Here is a 19,326-nt window from a genome sequence, read left to right as displayed (position 1 = left end):
CTGCCGAGCATTCTCGCAGCCCGGGAATCGCCCGGCTGTGAACGCGTTCCAACCTACACATCGGCTCCGACGGCCGTGCCGTCAGGCCACACCATCTCCTTCGGGCAGCAATGCCCGTACCTCGTCGAGGATTCGGCTCGACATCAACGTCTTGGACCCCAACGGCAGCGCCGTTTCGGTACCGGTGGCCGACAGCAGCCAGCCGGTGTTGTCCTCGGTGCCGAATGCCTTGCCTTCCCCCACCGCGTTCACCACCAACAGATCGCAGCCCTTGCGACGCAACTTGGCGCGCCCGTGATCGAGGACGCCGCCCGTTTCGTCTCCGGTCTCGGCGGCGAAGCCCACAATGACCGTCTCGGCCGGGATACGCCCGGCGGATCGGTCGGTGACGAGCCCGCGCAGGATGTCAGGGTTGGTGGTGAGCTCGATCGGTGCCGGTCCCGCATCGGTCTTCTTGATCTTCGACTCGGTGAACGCGACGGGCCGGAAGTCGGCGACAGCAGCCGCCATGATCACCACATCGGCCTCGGCAGCGCGTTTGGTCATCTCGTCGGCCAGTTGCTGCGCACTGGCCACACGGACGATGTCGACACCGGCCGGATCACCGGGGTCGGCCGTCGACCCCGCGACGACGGTGACGGTGGCGCCGCGTTGGGCTGCGGCACGCGCCAACGCGAAACCCTGCTTACCCGAACTGTGGTTGCCCAGGTAGCGCACCGGGTCGAGCGGCTCGCGGGTACCTCCGGCGCTGATCACCACCCGCACCCCGGCGAGGTCGTAGGGCAACGCGTCGGGACGGTCGAGCAGGAGTTCGCCGATCATCGCGATCTCCTGCGGATCGGGCAGCCGTCCACGACCACTGTCGGTACCGGTGAGCCGGCCCGACGCCGGTGTCATCACCGTGTTGCCGTGGGCGCGCAGGGTGGCGACATTGGCCTGGGTGGCCGGGTGCTCCAACATCTCGGTGTGCATCGCGGGCACGAACAGGACCGGACAGCGCACCGTGAGCAGTGAGGCCGTCAACAGGTCGTCGGCACGCCCCGACGCGGCGCGGGCCATCAGGTCGGCGGTGGCGGGTGCCACGATCACCAATTCGGCGCCCTGCCCGAGGCGGACATGGGCGACCTGGTCGACATCGTCGAAGACGTCGGTGGAGACCGGGTTACCCGACAGGGCCTCGAAGGTCGCCGCGCCGACGAACTTCAGCGCGGATTCGGTCGGCACGACGCGCACGTCGTGACCGGCCTCGGTGAAGTGCCGGATCACCGAACAGACCTTGTAGGCGGCGATACCGCCGCCTACGCCGATGAGGACCCGACGGTGATTGCCGGGAGTGCTGGTGTGCGCCGTTGCCATCCCCGCGCCCGAGGCTCTTATTCGCCTTCGGTGTGCTCGAGGAGATCGGAGTGGATCTCCCGCATCGCGATCGACAGCGGCTTCTCCTGCAGGCCTGGCTCGACCAGCGGACCGACGTACTCCAGGATGCCGTCGCCGAGCTGGTTGTAGTAGTCGTTGATCTGCCGGGCACGCTTGGCCGCGTAGATCACCAGTGCGTACTTCGACGACGCGCGCTCGAGCAGCTCGTCGATGGGCGGGTTGGTGATGCCCAGCGGGGTGTCATAGGCCGGGGCGTCGGCAACTTCGGTCAGGTCGAAATTGGTGGGGGTGCTCACGCAAACTCCTGCATCACTGTGTGCTCTGGTGGCGCCGGCCTGCCGGGTTCGACAGGTGTCGGCGATGGAAACGTCTTCACGTCGACTGTCGGGTGGACGACGGCGCCGGGCTCGACCCATCGACTCGTGACGGATCAGTTGTTGAATCGTCGGACCCGACCAGCAAGGATACCAACTCCGAGGCCACCTGGTCGACTTCGTGGTTCACCAGGACGTGATCGAACTCGTCCTGGGCAGCCATCTCGACCCGCGCGGTCTCCAACCGGCGCGCCACGGCGTCGGCCGATTCGGTCCCGCGTGCGGTCAACCGGGCAACCAGGTCGTCCCACGTCGGCGGCGCCAGGAACACACCGGTCGCCTCCGGAATCCGCCGCAACACATTGCGCGCCCCGACGAGGTCGACCTCCACCAACACGGGCACGCCACGCTCCATCGCCTCGATGACCGGCCGGCGCGGCGTACCCGAGCGCTGCAGTCCGCCGTGGATGTCCGCCCACTCCAGCAGCTCATCGTCGTCGATCATCCGGTCGAACTCGGCGCGGTCGACGAAATGGTAGTCACGTCCGGCTGTTTCTCCGGGGCGCGGTGCCCGGGTGGTGGCCGAGACACTGAAGAACAGTTCCGGTAGTAGCTGACGTACCCGGGAGACCACGGTCGACTTCCCCACGGCCGAGGGGCCGACCAGTACAACCAGTCGGCCCCTCGGGGGCGTGGATTGCGGCTCTCCCGGTGTCGGGCGGCTCACCGCCGAACCTGTGCCGTCATCACGCTCGTCTCGTTCACTCGGTCAGGAGCTGAACTTCTCGAGCAGCGCCTTGCGCTGACGATCGCCGAGGCCACGCAGGCGGCGGGTCGGGGCGATCTCGAGCTCGGTCATGATCTCCTGTGCCTTGACCTTGCCCACCTTGGGCAGTGCCTCCAGCAGCGCCGAGACCTTCATCTTGCCCAGGATCTCGTCGTTCTCGGCATCCTTGAGCACCTGCTCGAGGTTGGTGCCGCCGCGCTTCAAGCGCTCCTTGAGCTCGGCGCGGGCCCGCCGAGCGGCAGCTGCCTTCTCCAACGCGGCAGCGCGCTGCTCGTCTGTCAACTGCGGAAGGGCCACGGGTTCCTCCGTCTTTCTAGTCTTCGATTGGACTGTCATCAGTCGCGTGTTGCTCCTGATGGCGGTTGGTCGCCCACGCGACCATGGCGGTCGCCATGAGCGGGCCTGCCATCGCCGCGCAATGGTGCGGCGAAAGCGACCGTACCCACGTGAGCAGGCATTTGCGAGTGCCACCCCCTGCGCAACCGTCGGAACGGCATGCTGTAGCGCCACTGCCCCACGAACCTAACGTATGACGCCGACACGTCACCCGGGCAAGCCCCTGACTACGCACTTTGCCTCGAAACCGCAGGTCAGGGCGTCACGGGCACGAGGAACGCTAACGTCGCCGCAATCGAACCGCAAATTGGCCCCCTGCCTGCGGTGATACCTGTGTGACGAGAGTGACGATCGCGGATTTCCTGCTTTCGGTGTCGCGGTCGCGCGTGTCGCGGCGACATCGATCGAGTCGCGACCATGTCGGCTCGCCGCAGGGCTGTCAGCCCAGGGCGGTCTCCACCGCGTCCCGGGTGTGACAGAACGCGTCGCGCAAGGCGTCGACATCGGGTCCCGAACGCAAAACACCGCGGCTGCTCGCGGGAACCAGCCAGCGGGTGTCGGCGCCGGCGAAGACCTCCGGCAGGTCCCCGGGGGTGGCGCCCTGGGCGCCCAGCCCAGGCGCGAGGATCGGTCCGTGCAGCCCGGACAGATCTAGTCCGTGCGCCCTGGTGGCGCCGACGACGAGCCCTACCGATCCGCTGCCGTCCGTGTTCTCGGCGGCGGCCGCATCGACGACGGTCTGCCCCACCGCGCGGCCACCTGCGTCGGCGAGCTGGATTTCGGCGCCATCCGGATTGGAGGTGCGCGCCAGCACGAAGGCACACCGCTGCGCGGCACTCGCCGCGTCCAGGGCGGGTCTCAGCGCCCCGAAACCCAGATACGGCGAGACTGTCACGGCGTCGGCACACAGCGGCGAGCGGTCCTCGAGCCAGGCGTCGGCGTAGGCGGCCATGGTGGTCCCGATGTCGCCACGCTTGGCGTCGGCCAACACCAGCGCACCGGCTTCTCGACAGTCCCGGATCACTCGTTCGAGCACCGTGAAACCGGCCGCCCCGAACACCTCGAAGAACGCGACCTGAGGTTTGACGACCGCAGCCACCGGCGCGAGCGCGGCCACACAGATATCGGCGAATCGCTCGAGCCCGGTGGCAGAGACCGGCAGTCCCCACTGCTCGAGCAGCTCGGTGTGCGGATCGATCCCGGCGCACAGCCGTCCGCGCTGCTCGACCGCCGCGCGATGGCGCGACGCATAGCCGTGGGGTGCCGACGTGGTCATCGGTTCACCAGCACCGCGTGCCGTCGTTGCAGCGACTGCACGCCCATCTGACCGTTGATCGCGGCCTCGATGCCCTGCACCGCGGCGCTCGCGCCCTGCACCGTGGTGATGCAGGGGATGTTCACCGAGACCGCGGCACTGCGGATCTCATAGCCGTCCACCCGCGGACCGGAGTTGCCGTAAGGGGTGTTGATCACCATCGCGACCTCACCGGCCCGGATGATGTCGACGATGGTCTGCACATCGTCGGCGGCCTCGTAGTGTTTGCGGACGGTTCGGCACTCGATTCCGTTGCGCCGCAGGACGTCTGCGGTGCCCTCGGTGGCCAGGATGTCGAAGCCGAGATCGGCCAGGTGTTTCACCGGGAAGATGAGCGCCCGCTTGTCCTTGTTGGCCACCGAGACAAAGATCGCACCACCGGTGGGCAGCGATCCGTAGGCGGCGGTCTGCGATTTGGCGAACGCCTGACCGAAGTCGGCGTCGATGCCCATCACCTCGCCGGTCGATTTCATCTCGGGGCTCAGCAGCGAGTCGACCCCGCTGCCGTCGTGGCGGCGGAACCGGTTGAACGGCAGCACGGCCTCTTTGACCGAGATCGGCGCGTGCACGGGCGCCTCGCCCCCGTCGCCGGTGGCGGGTAGCACCCGCTGGGTGCGGAGTTCGGCGATCGTCTCCCCCATCATCACCCGCGCGCATGCCTTGGCCAACGGCACGGCAGTGGCCTTGGACACGAACGGCACGGTGCGACTCGCCCGGGGATTGGCCTCAAGCACATAGAGGATGTCGTCTTTGAGTGCGTACTGCACGTTGAGCAGCCCGCGCACCCCGATGCCCTTGGCCAGCGCCTCGGTGGAGGCCCGGACCATGGCCAGATCGGACCGACCGAGGGTCACCGGCGGCAGCGCACACGCCGAGTCACCGGAGTGGATGCCCGCCTCCTCGATGTGTTCCATCACGCCGCCGATGTAGACCTCGTTGCCGTCGCACAACGCGTCGACGTCGATCTCGACCGCGTCCTCGAGGAAGCGGTCGACGAGCACCGGATGGTCCTCGGTCAACTCGGTGGCACGGGAGATGTAGTCCTCCAGGGACTTCTCGTCGTAGACGATCTCCATGCCGCGCCCGCCGAGTACGTAGGAGGGCCGGACCAACACCGGGTAGCCGATCCGCGCCGCCGTAGCGCGGGCCTCGTCGAAGCTGGTGGCGGTGCCGAAGGCCGGCGCGGGCAGGCCGGCGGCGGTGAGTACCTTGCCGAACTCGCCACGGTCCTCGGCGAGGTCGATCGCCTCCGGGCTGGTGCCGACGATCGGGACGCCCGCGGCCGCGAGCCGGTGGGCAAGTCCCAGCGGCGTCTGTCCGCCGAGTTGGACGATCACGCCGGCCACGGTGCCCGATTCGGACTCGGCCCGATACACCTCGAGGACGTCCTCGAAGGTCAGCGGCTCGAAGTAGAGTCGGTCGGCGGTGTCGTAGTCGGTGGACACCGTCTCCGGATTGCAGTTGACCATGACCGTCTCGTAGCCCGCCTCCGACAGGGTCAGCGCGGCATGCACACACGAATAGTCGAACTCGATGCCCTGACCGATGCGGTTGGGACCCGAACCGAGGATCAACACTTTGGGCCGGTCCGGCTGGGGTGCAACCTCACTCGTGGCAGACGGGTCGAGCTCGTAGGTCGAGTAGTGATAGGGCGTTTTCGCCTCGAACTCCGCCGCACACGTGTCGACCGTCTTGTAGACCGGATGCACACCCAGCCCCAGGCGATGGCTCCGCACCGCCGACTCGTCGGCGAAATCCCTTCGCAGCGCGGCGATCTGCCGATCCGAGAAGCCGTTGCTCTTGGCCTGGCGCAGCAAGGATTCGTCGAGGGTGTCGGCATCACGGATGTCGGCACCGAGTGCGGCGATGCCGCCGATCTCGGCGAGGAACCACGGGTCGATGGCGGTCGCCTCATACAGCTGTTCGACACTCGCACCGGCCTCGAAGGCCAGCATCAGCCCGTAGAGTCGCCCGTCTCTGGGTGTTTTGAGCGACTCCAGCAGGGCGTCGAGGTCCAGGGTGGCCGGGTCGGGGCGATTGGGCTCGGTCCAGAAGCCGGCGGCCTTGGTCTCCAACGAGCGCATCACCTTGCCGAGTGACTCGGCAAAGCTGCGGCCCAGGCTCATCGCCTCGCCCACCGACTTCATCGTGGTGGTGAGCGTGTCGTCGGCGCCGGGGAACTTCTCGAAGGCGAACCGCGGCGCCTTGACCACGACATAGTCGAGAGTCGGCTCGAAGCAGGCCGGGGTCTCCTTGGTGATGTCGTTGACGATCTCGTCGAGGCTGTAGCCGATGGCGAGTTTTGCCGCGATCTTGGCGATCGGGAAACCGGTCGCCTTGGATGCCAGCGCCGACGACCGCGACACGCGTGGGTTCATCTCGATGACGACCAGCCGTCCGTCGCGGGGGTCCTGCGCGAACTGGATGTTGCAGCCACCGGTGTCCACGCCGACCTCACGCAGGATCGCGATCGAGAGGTCCCGCATGATCTGGTATTCGCGGTCGGTCAGGGTCATCGCCGGTGCGACGGTCACCGAGTCACCGGTGTGCACACCGACCGGGTCCACGTTCTCGATCGAGCAGACCACCACGACATTGTCGCGGTTGTCGCGCATCAACTCGAGTTCGTATTCCTTCCACCCGAGGATCGACTCCTCGATGAGGACATTCGCGGTGGGTGAGGCCGCGAGGCCGCCGCCGGCGATCCGCTCGAGATCGTTGCGGTCATAGGCCATACCGGAGCCGAGTCCGCCCATGGTGAACGACGGCCGCACCACCACCGGGTAACCGAGATCCTCGACCGTGGCGTACACCTCGTCCATGGTGTGACAGACGCGTGACCGTGCGCTCTCGCCGCCGACCTGGGCGACGATGTCCTTGAACATCTGGCGGTCCTCGCCGCGCTGGATGGCGTCGAAGTCGGCGCCGATCAGTTCGATGCCGTACTTCTCCAACGACCCGCGGTCGTGCAGTGCGACAGCGGTGTTCAGCGCGGTCTGACCACCGAGGGTGGCCAGCACCGCGTCGATCGGATGCCCGGCGTCGCGTTCGGCCTCGATCACCTTCTCGACATATTCGGCGGTGATCGGTTCGATGTAGGTGGCGTCGGCGAACTCCGGGTCGGTCATGATGGTCGCCGGGTTGGAGTTCACCAGACTGACCCGCAGCCCCTCGGCCTTGAGCACGCGGCAGGCCTGGGTACCGGAGTAGTCGAACTCGCACGCCTGACCGATGACGATCGGTCCGGAGCCGATGACGAGTACGTGGGAGATGTCTTCGCGGCGTGGCATCAGGCGCTCGTTCCTCGTGCACGGTCACCCTCGAGGAGGGTGACGAATTTGTCGAACAGGTAGGCGGCGTCGTGCGGCCCGGCCGCCGCCTCCGGGTGGTACTGAACCGAGAATGCTTGTCCGGACAGGAGTTCCACACCTTCGACGGTGCCGTCGTTGGCGCAGACGTGGCTCACCCGGGCGCGCCCGAAGTCGGTGTCGAATTCCTCGCCGGCCTCACCTTCGAGGGCGAACCCGTGATTCTGCGCGGTGATCGACACCGTGCCCGTGGCATGGTCGATGACCGGAATGTTGATACCCCGGTGGCCGAACTTCATCTTGTAGGTGCTACGCCCCAGGGCGCGTCCGAGGATCTGGTTGCCGAAGCAGATGCCGAACAGCGGCAGGCCCTCCCCCAGGACGCCTCGGGTGAGCTCGACGGCGGTGTCCGCGGTGGCCGGGTCCCCCGGCCCGTTGGACAGGAACACCCCGTCCGGGTTGAGCGCGGTGACCGCATCGATCCCCGAGTTCGCCGGCAGGACGTGCACCCGCACGCCCCGCTGCGCGAACATCCGGGGGGTGTTCGTCTTGATCCCCAGATCGATGGCGGCGACGGTGAACCGAGCCTGGCCGTCGGCCGACGCGGGGCTCACCTCGTATGCCGCCGCGGTGGTCACCTCGCCGGCGAGGTCGGCACCGGTCATCGGCGGTTGATTGCGCACCCGTGCGACGAGCTCGTCGTCGGAGGCCAGTGCGGGCCCAGAGAACACCCCGGCCCGCATCGACCCGTGGTCGCGCAGGATGCGCACGACGGTGCGGGTGTCGATGCCGGCGATTCCCACCACCTGCTGGCGACGCAGCTCGTCCTCCAGGGAGGTGGTCGCGCGCCAGTTCGACACCCGTCGGGTGGGGTTGCGGATCACGTAGCCGGCCACCCAGATCTTGCCGGAATCGCCGGTGGCCGAATCGCTGCCGGCGCTGCCGGTGCTCTCCCCGTCCTCGTCGTTCCACCCGGTGTTGCCGATCTGCGGCGCCGTGGCGACCACGATCTGCCGGTGATAGCTCGGATCGGTGAGGGTCTCCTGGTAGCCCGTCATCGCGGTGCAAAACACCGCCTCACCCAGGGTCTCGCCGACGGCGCCGTAAGGCAGCCCGCGGAACACCTGTCCGTTCTCCAGCACGAGAACTGCTGTGCTCATTGATCATTCCCCTGTTCGGCTTGGTCTGACCCGGTCTGATCGGGGGCGCCCGCAGCATCGGCGAACTCACTCACCCACCCCGGGTAGATGGTCTTGTCGTCGGCCCGGACACCGGAGTCGACCTCGGTCCCGCTGGGCAACAGCCACCGGATCACCAGCACACCGTCGGCGGTCATCACCTTGCCGGCCAGCCCTCGTTCGGTGCGGACGGCGGTGATCGACTCGCGCGGAATCCAGATCTCGGAGGCCCGTTGCCGATCGACCAGGATTCCCTGCGGGTACGCCGAGATCGATGCGGCCGCACGGTCGCCGAAGTCTCCGACGGCGACGCGGTCCTGCCAACTCGGCGCGAGGGTGCTGCCCACATACAGGCCGGTGTCCGGACCGCGGAGCGGGGCGGGCAGATCGGCCGGCACCGGCGGCGGTGTGCCGATCGCCTCGGCCTGCCGCCGACCGCGATTGCGCCAGCCGCGCAGGGCCAGGGCCACCAGGCCCAGCCACACCACGATCACGACGACGACCACCACGACCTCGAGACCGCTCACCGGGTGACCTCGCCGTCACGCGCGGTCACCACACCGCGCAACACTGTCGCGGTGACCGTCGCGGGCATGGTCATCGCCGCATACGGCGTGTTGCGCGACAGACTCGCGAGTTCGTCCGGGCGTACCACCCAGGAACGGTCCGGATCGACAAGGGTGAGCGATCCGGGCTCTCCGACCTCGATCGGGCGGCCCTGATCGGCGATCCCGACGATCTGCGCCGGACGTTCGCTCATCACCCGAGCAACCCCGCGCCAGTCGAGCAGACCGGGGTTCACCATGGTGTCGACGACGATCGGCAGCGCGGTCTCCAGACCCAGCATGCCGGGACGGGCCTGGGCGAACTCGCAGGCCTTCTCCTGTGCGGCATGCGGCGCGTGATCGGTGGCCACACAGTCGATCACGCCGTCGGCCAGGGCGCGGCGGAGTGCGTCGTTGTCGCGGGTCTCGCGCAGCGGCGGGTTCACCTTGTTCACCGGGTCGTACGTGGCCAGTCGGGAATCGTCGAGCAACAGGTGATGTGGGGTGACCTCCGCGCTGATCGCGATGCCCTGCTCCCGTGCCCACCGGAGCAGTTCGACAGTGCCTTCGGTCGAGGCATGGCAGATGTGCACCCGGGTCCCGGCATCGCGGGCGAGCAGTGCGTCGCGGATGACGATGGACTCCTCGGCGGCGCGCGGCCATCCCGTCAGACCCAGCCGGGCGGCCGTGGGACCTTCGTGCGCGACCGCGCCCACGGTGAGCCTCGGCTCCTCGGCGTGCTGCGCGATCAGGACATCGAGGCTCTTCGCGTACTCCAACGCGCGGCGCATCAGCAGCGGGTCGTCGACGCACTTACCGTCGTCGCTGAACATGCGCACCCCGGCCGCTCCGGCGGCCATCATGCCCATCTCGGCGAGCTGCTTGCCGGCGAGGCCGACCGTGACCGCCCCCACCGGATGCACATCCACGAGGCCGATGTCGCGACCGGTGCGCCAGACGTTGTCGGTGATCGTCGAGTTGTCGGCGACTGGGTCGGTGTTGGCCATGGCGAACACCGCGGTGTAGCCGCCGAGCGCGGCGGCGGCCGAGCCCGTGCGAATGGTCTCGGTGTCTTCGCGGCCCGGCTCACGCAGATGGGTGTGCAGGTCGACAAAACCCGGGAGCAGGATCGCGCCGCCACCGTCGATCCGGTCGGCGGCGTCGGGTGTGGACAGGTCGGCGCCGATCTGCGCGATCGAACCGTCCACGACCAGGACGTCGACCGGGTCGCCCTCGCCGTAGGGACGGACATCGGCGATCAGTACCGATCCGGTTGCCGGGATGCTCATTGCGCCGTCTCCACTGACTGCGATCTCCTCATCACTCAAGTTCCTGGGTTCTCCGTGCCGACGAGCAGTCGGAACAGCACCGCCATCCGCACATGCACGCCGTTGCGCACCTGCTCCAGCACGGTCGCCCGCGGCGAGTCGGCCACCGAGTAGCCGATCTCCATACCGCGCAACATCGGCCCGGGGTGCAGCACCACCGCGTGGTCGTCGAGCAGAGCCAGACGTCGGTCGTTGAGTCCGTAGCGGACGGAGTACTCGCGTGAACTCGGGAAGAACCCGCCGTTCATCCGCTCCGCCTGGACGCGCAGCATCATCACTGCGTCGAGCGTGGGTAGTTCACCGTCGAGGTGGTGGGACACCGTCACCGGCCACTGATCGACACCGACGGGCAGCAGCGTCTGCGGTGCGATCAGCACCACCTCGGCACCCAGGGTGGCCAGCAGGTGCGCGTTGGAACGAGCCACCCGCGAATGTAAGACGTCGCCGACGATGCCGATCCGACGGCCGTCGAGCGAACCGAGTCGCTGCCGCAACGTCAGGGCATCGAGCAGGGCCTGCGTCGGGTGTTCATGGGTGCCGTCGCCGGCGTTGATCACTGCCGGTCCCGCACCGTCCTCATCGGCGGTCCACGCCGCGATCTGATGGGCCGCGCCCGACGCGGGATGTCGCACGATCAGCGCATCGGCGCCCGCGGCATGCAGGGTCTTGACCGTGTCGCGCAGCGACTCACCCTTGCCGGCCGAACTGCTCGAGGCGCTCACGTTGATGACGTCGGCGCTCATCCACTTTCCGGCCACCTCGAACGACACCCGGGTACGCGTGGAGTTCTCGTAGAACACCGTCATCACGGTGCGACCCCGCAGGGTCGGGAGCTTACGCACCTCACGTCCGGTGAGGGCCTGTTCGAATCGCTCGGCCTCGTCGAGCAATTCGGTCGCTTCGTCGCGCGACAGATCCTGCGTGGTCAGCAGGTGACGCATCAGATCCCACCCCCGGTGTGCGGGGTCGGCTGCGACCCTGCTGCGCTCAGCACGACCTCGTCGACACCGTCGTGCTCCTCGAGATGCACGGACACGTTCTCGTCGCGGGAGGTGGGGATGTTCTTGCCGACGTAGTCGGCGCGCAGCGGCAACTCACGATGCCCTCGGTCGACGAGCACCGCGAGCTGTACCGCGGCCGGACGTCCGAGATCACGCAACGCGTCCAAAGCGGCGCGGACGGTACGACCGGAATAGAGCACGTCGTCGACCAGGATCACGATGGCGTTGTCCACCCCGCCGGCCGGGACGACGGTCCGTTCGAGCGGTCGATGCGGTTTGGCGCGCAGATCGTCGCGGTAGAGCGTGATGTCGAGGTAACCGACCGGGACGTCGGTGCCGGCGAACTCATTGATCCGGGCGGCCAGCCGAGAGGCGAGATAGGTGCCGCGGGTGGGTATCCCGATGATGACGACATGTGGGCTGCCGGATGAGTCGAGCGCCGTCTTCTCGATGATCTCGTGCGCGACCCGGGCGATTGTGCGCGAGACATCGGAATCGTCGAGCAGAACCCGGCCGGGGGGCCGGGAACCATCGGTTGGTGGTGCACCGTCTGTCGACATGACCAAGCCGACCTCCTTCTCCGCCTCGCGGGACGGATCGTTAAAGGATGTCTGTCCCGAAGGACTCTACACCGGCCCACCTCGCACGAACGAGGCAACGCGATGTGGGCTTCGTCAATATGTCGCCGAGCCTGCAGGCAACCGAGGCTCAGTCCCGGCGGGGCGGCTCCTCGGCCGCGGCGGCCGCGCGCACCTGAGGCGCAAGGTCGGCGATCTGGGCCAGCACCCCGTTGACGAACGCGGGCGAGTCATCGGTGGACAGCTCCTTGGCCAATTCCACCGCCTCGTCGACGATCACAATCGGGTCGACGTCGGTCGCGTGGAACAACTCCCATGTCGCCAGGCGCAATATGGCCCTATCGACCGCCGGTAGCCGCTGCAGGGTCCAGCCCTTCAGGTGTGAGGAGACCACCGCGTCCACCTGCGGCAGATCGGCGGCCAACCCGTCGATGACGGTAGCGGTGTAGTCGTGGATCGTCCCCACGCTCTCGTCCTCGCGCACATACTCGCGGCGTTCTGCCACGAGTTGTGTCGCGCTGACCTTCTTGGCCTCCGCCTCGAACAGCAGGTCGACTGCGCGGCGGCGGGCCTTGTGTCGAGTACCGGGTTGTTTCACGGGTCGGACGGCTCAGGCGTTGACGCGACCGAGGTAGCTGCCGTCGCGCGAGTCGACCTTCAGCTTGTCGCCGGTGTTGATGAACAGGGGCACCTGGATCTCGGCACCGGTCTCCATGGTCGCGGGCTTGGTGCCGCCGGTGGAACGATCGCCCTGCAGGCCCGGATCGGTCTGCTGCACGAGCAACTCGACGGTGACCGGCAGTTCCACGAACAGCGGGTTGCCCTCGTGCACGGACACCTGAACGGTCATGTTCTCGAGCAGGAAACGCGCGGAATCGCCCATCGTGGCCGGCGAGATCGAGATCTGCTCGAAATCCTGGGCGTCCATGAACACGAAGTCGGTGCCGTCGTTGTACAGGTAGGTCATGTCCCGGCGATCGACGGTCGCGGTCTCCACCTTCACGCCGGCGTTGAATGTCTTGTCGACGATCTTGCCCGACATCACGTTCTTGATCTTGGTGCGCACGAAAGCCGGCCCCTTGCCGGGCTTGACGTGCTGGAACTCCTGGATCTGCCAAAGCTGATCGTCCATGCGGAGTACGAGGCCGTTCTTGAAGTCGGCGGTGGTCGCCATGCGGTGTTCTTCCCTTGCAGTCGTCGATGAATGACCGTCAGATGACGGTGAACGTCTTGTCGGTGGCGGTCAGCAGTTCCGGTGCATCGTCGGTGACGACCAACGTGTCCTCGATCCTGACGCCACCTCGGCCGGGGAGGTAGACGCCGGGCTCCACGGTCACCGCCGCGCCGCATGGCAGTGTACCCGTCGCCAGCGCGCCGATTCCCGGCGCTTCGTGGATCTGCAGTCCGACGCCATGACCGAGCCCGTGCACGTAGTGCTCGGCGTGCCCCGCATCGGCGATCACCGACCGCGCCGCGGCATCGACATCGCGCAGGTCTGCGTCCGGCCGTAACGCCGCACGACCGGCTGCCTGTGCGCGTGCGACCAGGTCGTAGATCTCGCGTTGCCAGTCGGAGGCGCGTCCGAGCACGTAGGTGCGCGTCATGTCCGAGTGGTAGCCACCGACCACCGCGCCGAAGTCGATCTTGACGAAGTCGCCGTCGGCGAGCACGTCCTGGGTCGGCCGATGGTGCGGGATCGCCGAGTTCGGCCCGGCCGCGACGATGGTCTCGAACGCGATGTCATCGGCGCCGAGTGCGTACATCTCCCACTCGAGAGACCGGGCCACCTCGCGTTCGGTGGCACCCACGTGGATCACACCCCGTTCGATGATGGTCGCCAACGCCTTGTCGCCGATGGTGCAGGCCGCCCGCAGCAGCTCGATCTCGCCGGCGTCCTTGACGATGCGCAGTCGCTGCACCGCTCCGGTGTGCGCGACCAACTCCGGCACCACCCCGTTGTCGTCGTCGAGCGCGTCGACCAGGGCGTCGTGGGCTGCGACCGTGACCGCGTCGGCTTCGAACCCGACGGTGACAGCGCCTGCGGCGCGTGCCCGGCGGGCGAGTTCGGTGAGACAGTCGCGGGCGATGATCGCCTCGAGATCACCGGACTGCTCGGCCACCTGGGTGCGGTAGCGGCCGTCGGTAGAGATCCGGTCGGCCTCGGGCGAGGCACCGATGAGCAGTGCGGCGTTGGAGCCGGTGAACCCGGTCAGGTAGCGGACATTGATCAGATCGCTGACCACGAACGCATCCACCGGACGGTCCGATCCGGCGAGTTGGTCACGAAAGCGGTCGCGGCGGGCCCGATAGTCGCTGGTCATGGCTGTGGCGGACATCCCTTCACGCTACCGCGCGCCACTCGCGGTCCCGGTGGGACCGCCGCGCCCACGCCGGTTGGACGGGATGTGTTTTCGAACACGTTCCACGTTGCGTACCCTGTCCGTTATGTCTTCGTGGTTGCCGCGCGGTCTGGTGATGACCGCCGTACACGTCATAGCCCGTGTGCTTCTCGGTGTGGCGGTGGTCAATGCACCGCTGCACACCACCGTGTGGAAGACCATCGCCATCGCAGCCGTGGTGCTCGTCGCGCTGGTGTGGGGCGGGTTCGACGGTGTCGCCGACGCTCGCGCCAACCCGGACCCCGACGACTACGCGGACCTGACCGTGCGGTGGCTGCAGGCGGGCCTGCTCGCCGGTGTCGCGTCCGGCGTGATCGGCTGGTTCCTCGGTCGGTTCGTGTTCGCCGGTATCGGCGAGGCCAGCCTGTTCATCGAGGTGATCGCCGGCGGGTCGTTCACCGCACTACTGGTGTTCGTACCGGCCTTCATGGGTGCGGCGGTCGGCCGCTGGCTCGTCCGTCGCGACCAGCGCAAGTCCGCGGCCGACGACGACTGGTCGGTTCACCCGGATCGCGATCCGGAGCACGCGGCGAGCTGAGCCATCCGCACGCTCGGGGCCACCCCGCCCTGAGGAAGCAAGGCGTCAGAGCAGGACGCCGCCGGATGCCGGGGCCTCGCCGGCGATCGCAGAGTACGCCGCGGCGATGAGGCCCGGGTCGGGTCCTTCGAGCCGACCCGGTTTGGCGAGACCGTCGAGGACGACGAAGCGCAACACCCCCGAACGGTTCTTCTTGTCTCCCGACATGGTCTCCAGCAGGTCCGGCAGCGCGTCCGGATCGTAGGTCGTCGGCAGACCCACCAGATCCAGCACCGACCGGTGGCGGTCGGCGGTCTCGTCGTCGAGACGGCCGGCGAGCCGGGCGAGCTCGGCGGCGAACACCAGACCCACCGACACCGCGGCGCCGTGGCGCCAGCGATAACGCTCGCGACGCTCGATGGCATGCCCCAGGGTGTGTCCGTAGTTGAGGATCTCGCGCAGCGACGACTCCTTCAGATCGGCCGAGACGACGTCGGCCTTCACCTGCACCGAGCGTCGGATCAGCTCGGGCAGTACCGGACCACTGGTGTCGACGGCGGCACCGGGGTCGGCCTCGATGAGGTCGAGGATCACCGGGTCGGCGATGAAGCCGGTCTTGATGACCTCGGCGAGGCCGGCGACCACCTCATTGTGCGGGACGGTCTCCAGGGTTGCGGTGTCGATCAACACCGCGTCGGGCTCGTGGAACGAACCCACCAGGTTCTTGCCGGCATCGGTGTTGATGCCGGTCTTACCGCCCACCGCCGCATCGACCATCGCCAGCAGAGTTGTCGGGATGTGGATCACGCCGATGCCGCGCATCCAGGTGGCCGCGACGAAACCGGCCAAATCGGTGGCCGCTCCCCCACCCAGGCTGATCACCTTGTCGTTGCGTTTGAGGCCGATCCGTCCGAAGACATCCCAGCAGAACGCCGCCACCGACAGGTCTTTGCCCGCTTCCGCGTCCGGGATCTCCACCCGGTGGGCGTCGAATCCTTTGTCCGCCAGGAAAGCCCGGACCTGTTCGGCGGTCTGGGCCAACGTGGGCTGATACAGGATCGCGATCCGGTCGGCCCCGGTGGCGGCGAGGCCGACGTCGTCGAGCAGGCCGCGGCCGATGATCACGTCATAGGGTGATCCGGCGTTCACGGTGATCGCCGTCGGTTCGGTCGTGTGGTCCCCACTCATGAAGTCACGGCCTTTCTCCCACTCTCTCGCCCGTCAGGGCGTGGGCCAGTCGGGTCAGGATGACATCGGCCACCGTATCGGGCTCACCGGCGCCCGCATCGACGACGAACACCGACGCACGTACATAGGTGTCGTCGCGCGCGGCGAGCAGCTCGGCGTAGCGCGCGTGCGGATCGTCTCCGGCGATCAGCGGCCGATCGCTGTCGGCGACCCGGGCGAAGCCCGCATCGGCATCGATGCGCAGATAGATCACCCGGTGACCTGCGAGCGCGGACTCGACCGCAGGGGTCATCACGGCCCCACCGCCGAGGGCCACCACGCCGCGATGGGTGCGCAACACGTCGAGCACCACGTCGCGTTCGATCTCGCGGAAATGTTGGGGCCCGTCGGAGGTGAAGATGTCCGGGATGCTGCGGCCGGTGGTGCGAACGATCTCGGAGTCGGTGTCGACGAAATCGACTCCCAGCCGGTCGGCGAGGATACGACCCACCGTCGACTTACCGGCCCCCATGAATCCGATCAGGACGGCCGACGGCCCGCGGTCGGTGAACTCTCCGGTCATGAACGTGGGAACCGGGCGTCGACGCGTTTGCGGTAGGCGGCAACGTTGTCGGCGGTCTCGGCGACCGAGTCGCCACCGAACTTCTCCAGCGCCGCCTGGGCCAGGACGAGGGCGACCATCGCCTCGGCGACCACGCCGGCGGCGGGGACCGCGCACACATCGGAGCGCTGATGGATGGCGACCGCCTCGTCTCCGGTCGCCATGTCGACGGTGGCCAGTGCGCGCGGCACCGTTGAGATGGGCTTCATCGCGACCCGCACACGCAGGTCCTCGCCGTTGGTCATCCCGCCTTCGAGGCCACCGGCCCGGTTCGTCGAGCGAAGCACCCCGTCCGGTCCCGGCACCATCTCGTCGTGGGCCTGACTGCCGCGCCGCCGGGCGGTGGTGAACCCGTCGCCGACCTCGACCCCCTTGATCGCCTGGATGCCCATCAACGCACCGGCCAGTCGTGCATCCAGTCGCGTCTCGCCGCTTACATGCGAGCCCAAGCCGACCGGCACATCCGTGGCGACCACCTCGACCACACCACCGAGGGTGTCGCCGTCCTTCTTGGCCGCCTCGATCTCGGCGATCATCCGATCCGCGGATGCGGAATCGAAGGCGCGTACCGGACTCTCGTCGATGGCGGTGAGGTCGCCGTGACGCGGCGCCGGACCGTCGTAGGGTTCACTGGCGCCGATCGAGATGACGTGCGAGAGCACCTCGATACCCAGGACCTGCCGCAGAAAGTTGCGAGCCACGGTCCCGGCGGCGACGCGGGCGGCGGTCTCGCGCGCGCTCGCCCGCTCCAACACGGGCCGAGCGTCGTCGAACCCGTACTTGAGCATCCCGGAGTAATCGGCATGGCCGGGGCGCGGCCGAGTCAGCGGCGCATTGCGCGCGCTGCCCTCCAGCTCGGCCGGATCCACCGGGTCGGCGGCCATCACCGTCTCCCATTTGGGCCACTCGGTGTTACCGATCTCGACGGCCACCGGGCCGCCCATGGTGCGGCCGTGGCGGAGTCCACCGACGATGGTGATCTTGTCCGCCTCGAATTTCATCCGGGCGCCACGGCCGTAACCGAGCCGGCGGCGGGCGAGTTGTTCGGCGATGTCGGTCGAGGTGACCTCGACACCGGCCACCATGCCTTCGATCAGGGCTACCAGGGCCGGGCCATGCGATTCTCCGGCAGTCATCCAGCGCAACACAGTGCTCAATTGTTCCATGCGACCATCGACCTGCGGTGCGCGCATCCCACCCGCACGAGTGCGGTGCCCTCAGCCGAGGCCCAGCCCGATGACGGCGGCGGCCACGAGCGCCGGAGCGTGCGGCCGCGGACCACCCGAGCGCACCCACAAATGATCGAGACCCCCGAGTGTCGCGGCGAGGAGCACCACCAGCAAGGCGAGGGTCGGATCGGCGACCAGCCCGCCGATGGCGAAGGCCAACTTGATGTCACCACCGCCGCCGTGTCCCACGAGCGCCGCGATCAGATACGGGACCGCGGCGAGTGTCGCTGCGGCCGCCACCGTCGGGTCCGTGGGGATGAGCGTGACCGGTATCACGAGACCCGGCCACATCAACGCCACCGGGATGCGCCCCGTGCGGCGGTCGCGCTCGGCGATGGTCGCCAACCAGCAGAGGACGAGAACGGTGGCCATCGACCCACCGTGCCCGCCACGCCGCGGCGGCGGCGTTGCCCGCGTCCGCCGCTTGTGGACCGGTCCCGGCCTGTGGATGGATTGGTCGACGAGTCACCGTCGACGCGTTACGGCGGCGGCTCAGATCGCGCCGAGCGCGGCGGCCATCGTCTCGCGCGGCGCCGGCATCTCGGTGAACTGCTCGACCTGGCTGTATGCCTGATTCAGCAACATCACCAACCCGCCGACGACGTGGCCACCGGCGGCGGATACCGCCTCGGCCAGCGGCGTCGGCCATGGGTCGTAGATGACGTCGACCAGCCGTGGAGCCCCGGCGAGCGCACCCGCCAGGGCGTCGGCGCCACTCGCGGGCACTGTCGAGATCACCACCCCGCTGATGCGCGCGCGCTCGGCGAGCACATGGTCGGCGTGGAAAGGCAACACCGACACCGTCAGGCCGAGTCGCTGCGCGAGATCGATGACCGGCTCTGCGCGTCCCGCGTCTCGGGCCACGACGGCCAGGTCGGTGAACCCGAGGTCGGCGAGCGCGGCGACCGTCGGCAACGCCGTGCCCCCGTTTCCGATCATCGTTGCGGTGGCGTTGACCTGCGCGTCGGCCCCCACTTCGGAGAGGGCGCCGGCCATTCCATCGATGTCGGTGCAGTCGGCCCGCCAGCCCCGCTCGGTGCGCACCAACGTGTTCGCCGAGCCGACCAGCTCTGCACGAGCCGTGCATTCGTCGGCGAACGCCAACGCCGCCAGCTTGGCCGGCATGGTCACCGACAACCCGACGAACTCCGGCCCCAGCCCCGACACCAACTCCGGCAACGCTTCGGCGGTGCACTCGATGCGGTCATAGGTCCAATTGGTGAGCCCGAGCGCCCGGTAGGCGGCCAGGTGCAGGTCCGGGGAACGCGAGTGCCCGACCGGGGATCCGAGCACGGCGGCCCGGCGTGTGGTGGATGTCATCGTCG

The 19,326-nt window shown here is 68.2% G+C and carries 20 protein-coding genes; 1 reads left to right on the top strand and 19 read right to left on the bottom strand.

Going from position 1 to position 19,326, the window contains the following annotated elements:
• Nucleotides 1–81: 81 nt before the first annotated feature.
• The 14 genes from coaBC to OSB52_RS13420 all read right to left on the bottom strand — a co-directional run bounded on the left by coaBC (nucleotide 82) and on the right by OSB52_RS13420 (nucleotide 14,403).
• Nucleotides 82–1,356 (bottom strand): bifunctional phosphopantothenoylcysteine decarboxylase/phosphopantothenate--cysteine ligase CoaBC, encoded by a 1,275-nt coding sequence (gene coaBC / locus OSB52_RS13485; RefSeq protein ID WP_266062186.1) that lies wholly within the window; start codon nucleotides 1,354–1,356, stop codon nucleotides 82–84.
• 17 nt (nucleotides 1,357–1,373) lie between these two features.
• Nucleotides 1,374–1,673, bottom strand: coding sequence for a DNA-directed RNA polymerase subunit omega (rpoZ, locus tag OSB52_RS13480; RefSeq protein ID WP_160902411.1), 300 nt, complete (start codon nucleotides 1,671–1,673; stop codon nucleotides 1,374–1,376).
• Between the two features lie 76 nt (nucleotides 1,674–1,749).
• On the bottom strand, nucleotides 1,750–2,418 hold the full coding sequence (gene gmk, locus OSB52_RS13475; protein WP_266062184.1) for a guanylate kinase: 669 nt from the start codon (nucleotides 2,416–2,418) through the stop codon (nucleotides 1,750–1,752).
• A gap of 42 nt (nucleotides 2,419–2,460) precedes the next feature.
• Complete coding sequence (gene mihF / locus OSB52_RS13470) at nucleotides 2,461–2,775, bottom strand: integration host factor, actinobacterial type (RefSeq protein ID WP_160902413.1); 315 nt, start codon at nucleotides 2,773–2,775, stop codon at nucleotides 2,461–2,463.
• A gap of 478 nt (nucleotides 2,776–3,253) precedes the next feature.
• On the bottom strand, nucleotides 3,254–4,090 hold the full coding sequence (gene pyrF, locus OSB52_RS13465) for an orotidine-5'-phosphate decarboxylase (RefSeq protein WP_266062181.1): 837 nt from the start codon (nucleotides 4,088–4,090) through the stop codon (nucleotides 3,254–3,256).
• Nucleotides 4,087–7,419: a carbamoyl-phosphate synthase large subunit gene (gene carB, locus OSB52_RS13460; RefSeq protein WP_266062179.1), complete on the bottom strand. Its 3,333-nt coding sequence runs from the start codon at nucleotides 7,417–7,419 to the stop codon at nucleotides 4,087–4,089. Before carB ends, pyrF begins: the two co-directional genes overlap by 4 nt.
• Entirely contained in the window at nucleotides 7,419–8,597 is a 1,179-nt protein-coding gene (gene carA / locus OSB52_RS13455) for a glutamine-hydrolyzing carbamoyl-phosphate synthase small subunit (RefSeq protein ID WP_235722075.1), read from the bottom strand. The genes carB and carA overlap by 1 nt, the downstream gene beginning before the upstream one ends.
• Nucleotides 8,594–9,142, bottom strand: coding sequence for a PH-like domain-containing protein (locus OSB52_RS13450; protein WP_266062177.1), 549 nt, complete (start codon nucleotides 9,140–9,142; stop codon nucleotides 8,594–8,596). The genes carA and OSB52_RS13450 overlap by 4 nt, the downstream gene beginning before the upstream one ends.
• Complete coding sequence (locus OSB52_RS13445; protein ID WP_266062175.1) at nucleotides 9,139–10,449, bottom strand: dihydroorotase; 1,311 nt, start codon at nucleotides 10,447–10,449, stop codon at nucleotides 9,139–9,141. Before OSB52_RS13445 ends, OSB52_RS13450 begins: the two co-directional genes overlap by 4 nt.
• Before the next feature lie 35 nt (nucleotides 10,450–10,484).
• Nucleotides 10,485–11,429: an aspartate carbamoyltransferase catalytic subunit gene (locus OSB52_RS13440; RefSeq protein WP_235722078.1), complete on the bottom strand. Its 945-nt coding sequence runs from the start codon at nucleotides 11,427–11,429 to the stop codon at nucleotides 10,485–10,487.
• Nucleotides 11,429–12,049 carry a bifunctional pyr operon transcriptional regulator/uracil phosphoribosyltransferase PyrR gene (gene pyrR / locus OSB52_RS13435; RefSeq protein ID WP_266062173.1) on the bottom strand — a complete coding sequence of 207 codons (621 nt, stop codon included), beginning with the start codon at nucleotides 12,047–12,049 and terminating at the stop codon, nucleotides 11,429–11,431. The genes OSB52_RS13440 and pyrR overlap by 1 nt, the downstream gene beginning before the upstream one ends.
• Before the next feature lie 148 nt (nucleotides 12,050–12,197).
• Complete coding sequence (gene nusB, locus OSB52_RS13430) at nucleotides 12,198–12,665, bottom strand: transcription antitermination factor NusB (protein WP_235722080.1); 468 nt, start codon at nucleotides 12,663–12,665, stop codon at nucleotides 12,198–12,200.
• A 12-nt stretch (nucleotides 12,666–12,677) separates the two neighbouring features.
• Nucleotides 12,678–13,241, bottom strand: a complete 564-nt coding sequence (gene efp, locus OSB52_RS13425; RefSeq protein WP_235722081.1) for an elongation factor P — start codon at nucleotides 13,239–13,241, stop codon at nucleotides 12,678–12,680.
• A 37-nt stretch (nucleotides 13,242–13,278) separates the two neighbouring features.
• Nucleotides 13,279–14,403 (bottom strand): M24 family metallopeptidase, encoded by a 1,125-nt coding sequence (locus OSB52_RS13420; RefSeq protein ID WP_235722082.1) that lies wholly within the window; start codon nucleotides 14,401–14,403, stop codon nucleotides 13,279–13,281.
• 109 nt (nucleotides 14,404–14,512) lie between these two features.
• On the opposite strand from OSB52_RS13420, the gene OSB52_RS13415 reads away from it, so the two are divergent.
• On the top strand, nucleotides 14,513–15,004 hold the full coding sequence (locus OSB52_RS13415; RefSeq protein WP_266062169.1) for a B-4DMT family transporter: 492 nt from the start codon (nucleotides 14,513–14,515) through the stop codon (nucleotides 15,002–15,004).
• Nucleotides 15,005–15,049: 45 nt separating this feature from the next.
• Here the strand turns inward: OSB52_RS13415 and aroB are convergent, their stop codons facing one another.
• From aroB to OSB52_RS13390, 5 genes are all read right to left on the bottom strand, one after another.
• Nucleotides 15,050–16,171: a 3-dehydroquinate synthase gene (gene aroB / locus OSB52_RS13410; protein WP_266062167.1), complete on the bottom strand. Its 1,122-nt coding sequence runs from the start codon at nucleotides 16,169–16,171 to the stop codon at nucleotides 15,050–15,052.
• Between the two features lie 4 nt (nucleotides 16,172–16,175).
• Nucleotides 16,176–16,733: a shikimate kinase gene (locus OSB52_RS13405; protein WP_266062165.1), complete on the bottom strand. Its 558-nt coding sequence runs from the start codon at nucleotides 16,731–16,733 to the stop codon at nucleotides 16,176–16,178.
• Complete coding sequence (gene aroC, locus OSB52_RS13400) at nucleotides 16,730–17,938, bottom strand: chorismate synthase (protein WP_266062164.1); 1,209 nt, start codon at nucleotides 17,936–17,938, stop codon at nucleotides 16,730–16,732. The genes OSB52_RS13405 and aroC overlap by 4 nt, the downstream gene beginning before the upstream one ends.
• Nucleotides 17,939–17,989: 51 nt before the next feature.
• Complete coding sequence (locus tag OSB52_RS13395) at nucleotides 17,990–18,373, bottom strand: prepilin peptidase (protein WP_266062162.1); 384 nt, start codon at nucleotides 18,371–18,373, stop codon at nucleotides 17,990–17,992.
• A gap of 120 nt (nucleotides 18,374–18,493) precedes the next feature.
• A complete protein-coding gene (locus tag OSB52_RS13390; RefSeq protein ID WP_266062161.1) occupies nucleotides 18,494–19,321 on the bottom strand; it encodes a shikimate dehydrogenase in 828 nt (275 codons plus the stop codon).
• Nucleotides 19,322–19,326: the final 5 nt, after the last annotated feature.

This window comes from Gordonia aquimaris, assembly GCF_026262595.1.
GTDB lineage: Bacteria > Actinomycetota > Actinomycetes > Mycobacteriales > Mycobacteriaceae > Gordonia > Gordonia tangerina.
Note: the sequence above shows the minus strand (reverse complement) of the source record. Positions and strands in the feature narration are given on the sequence as shown.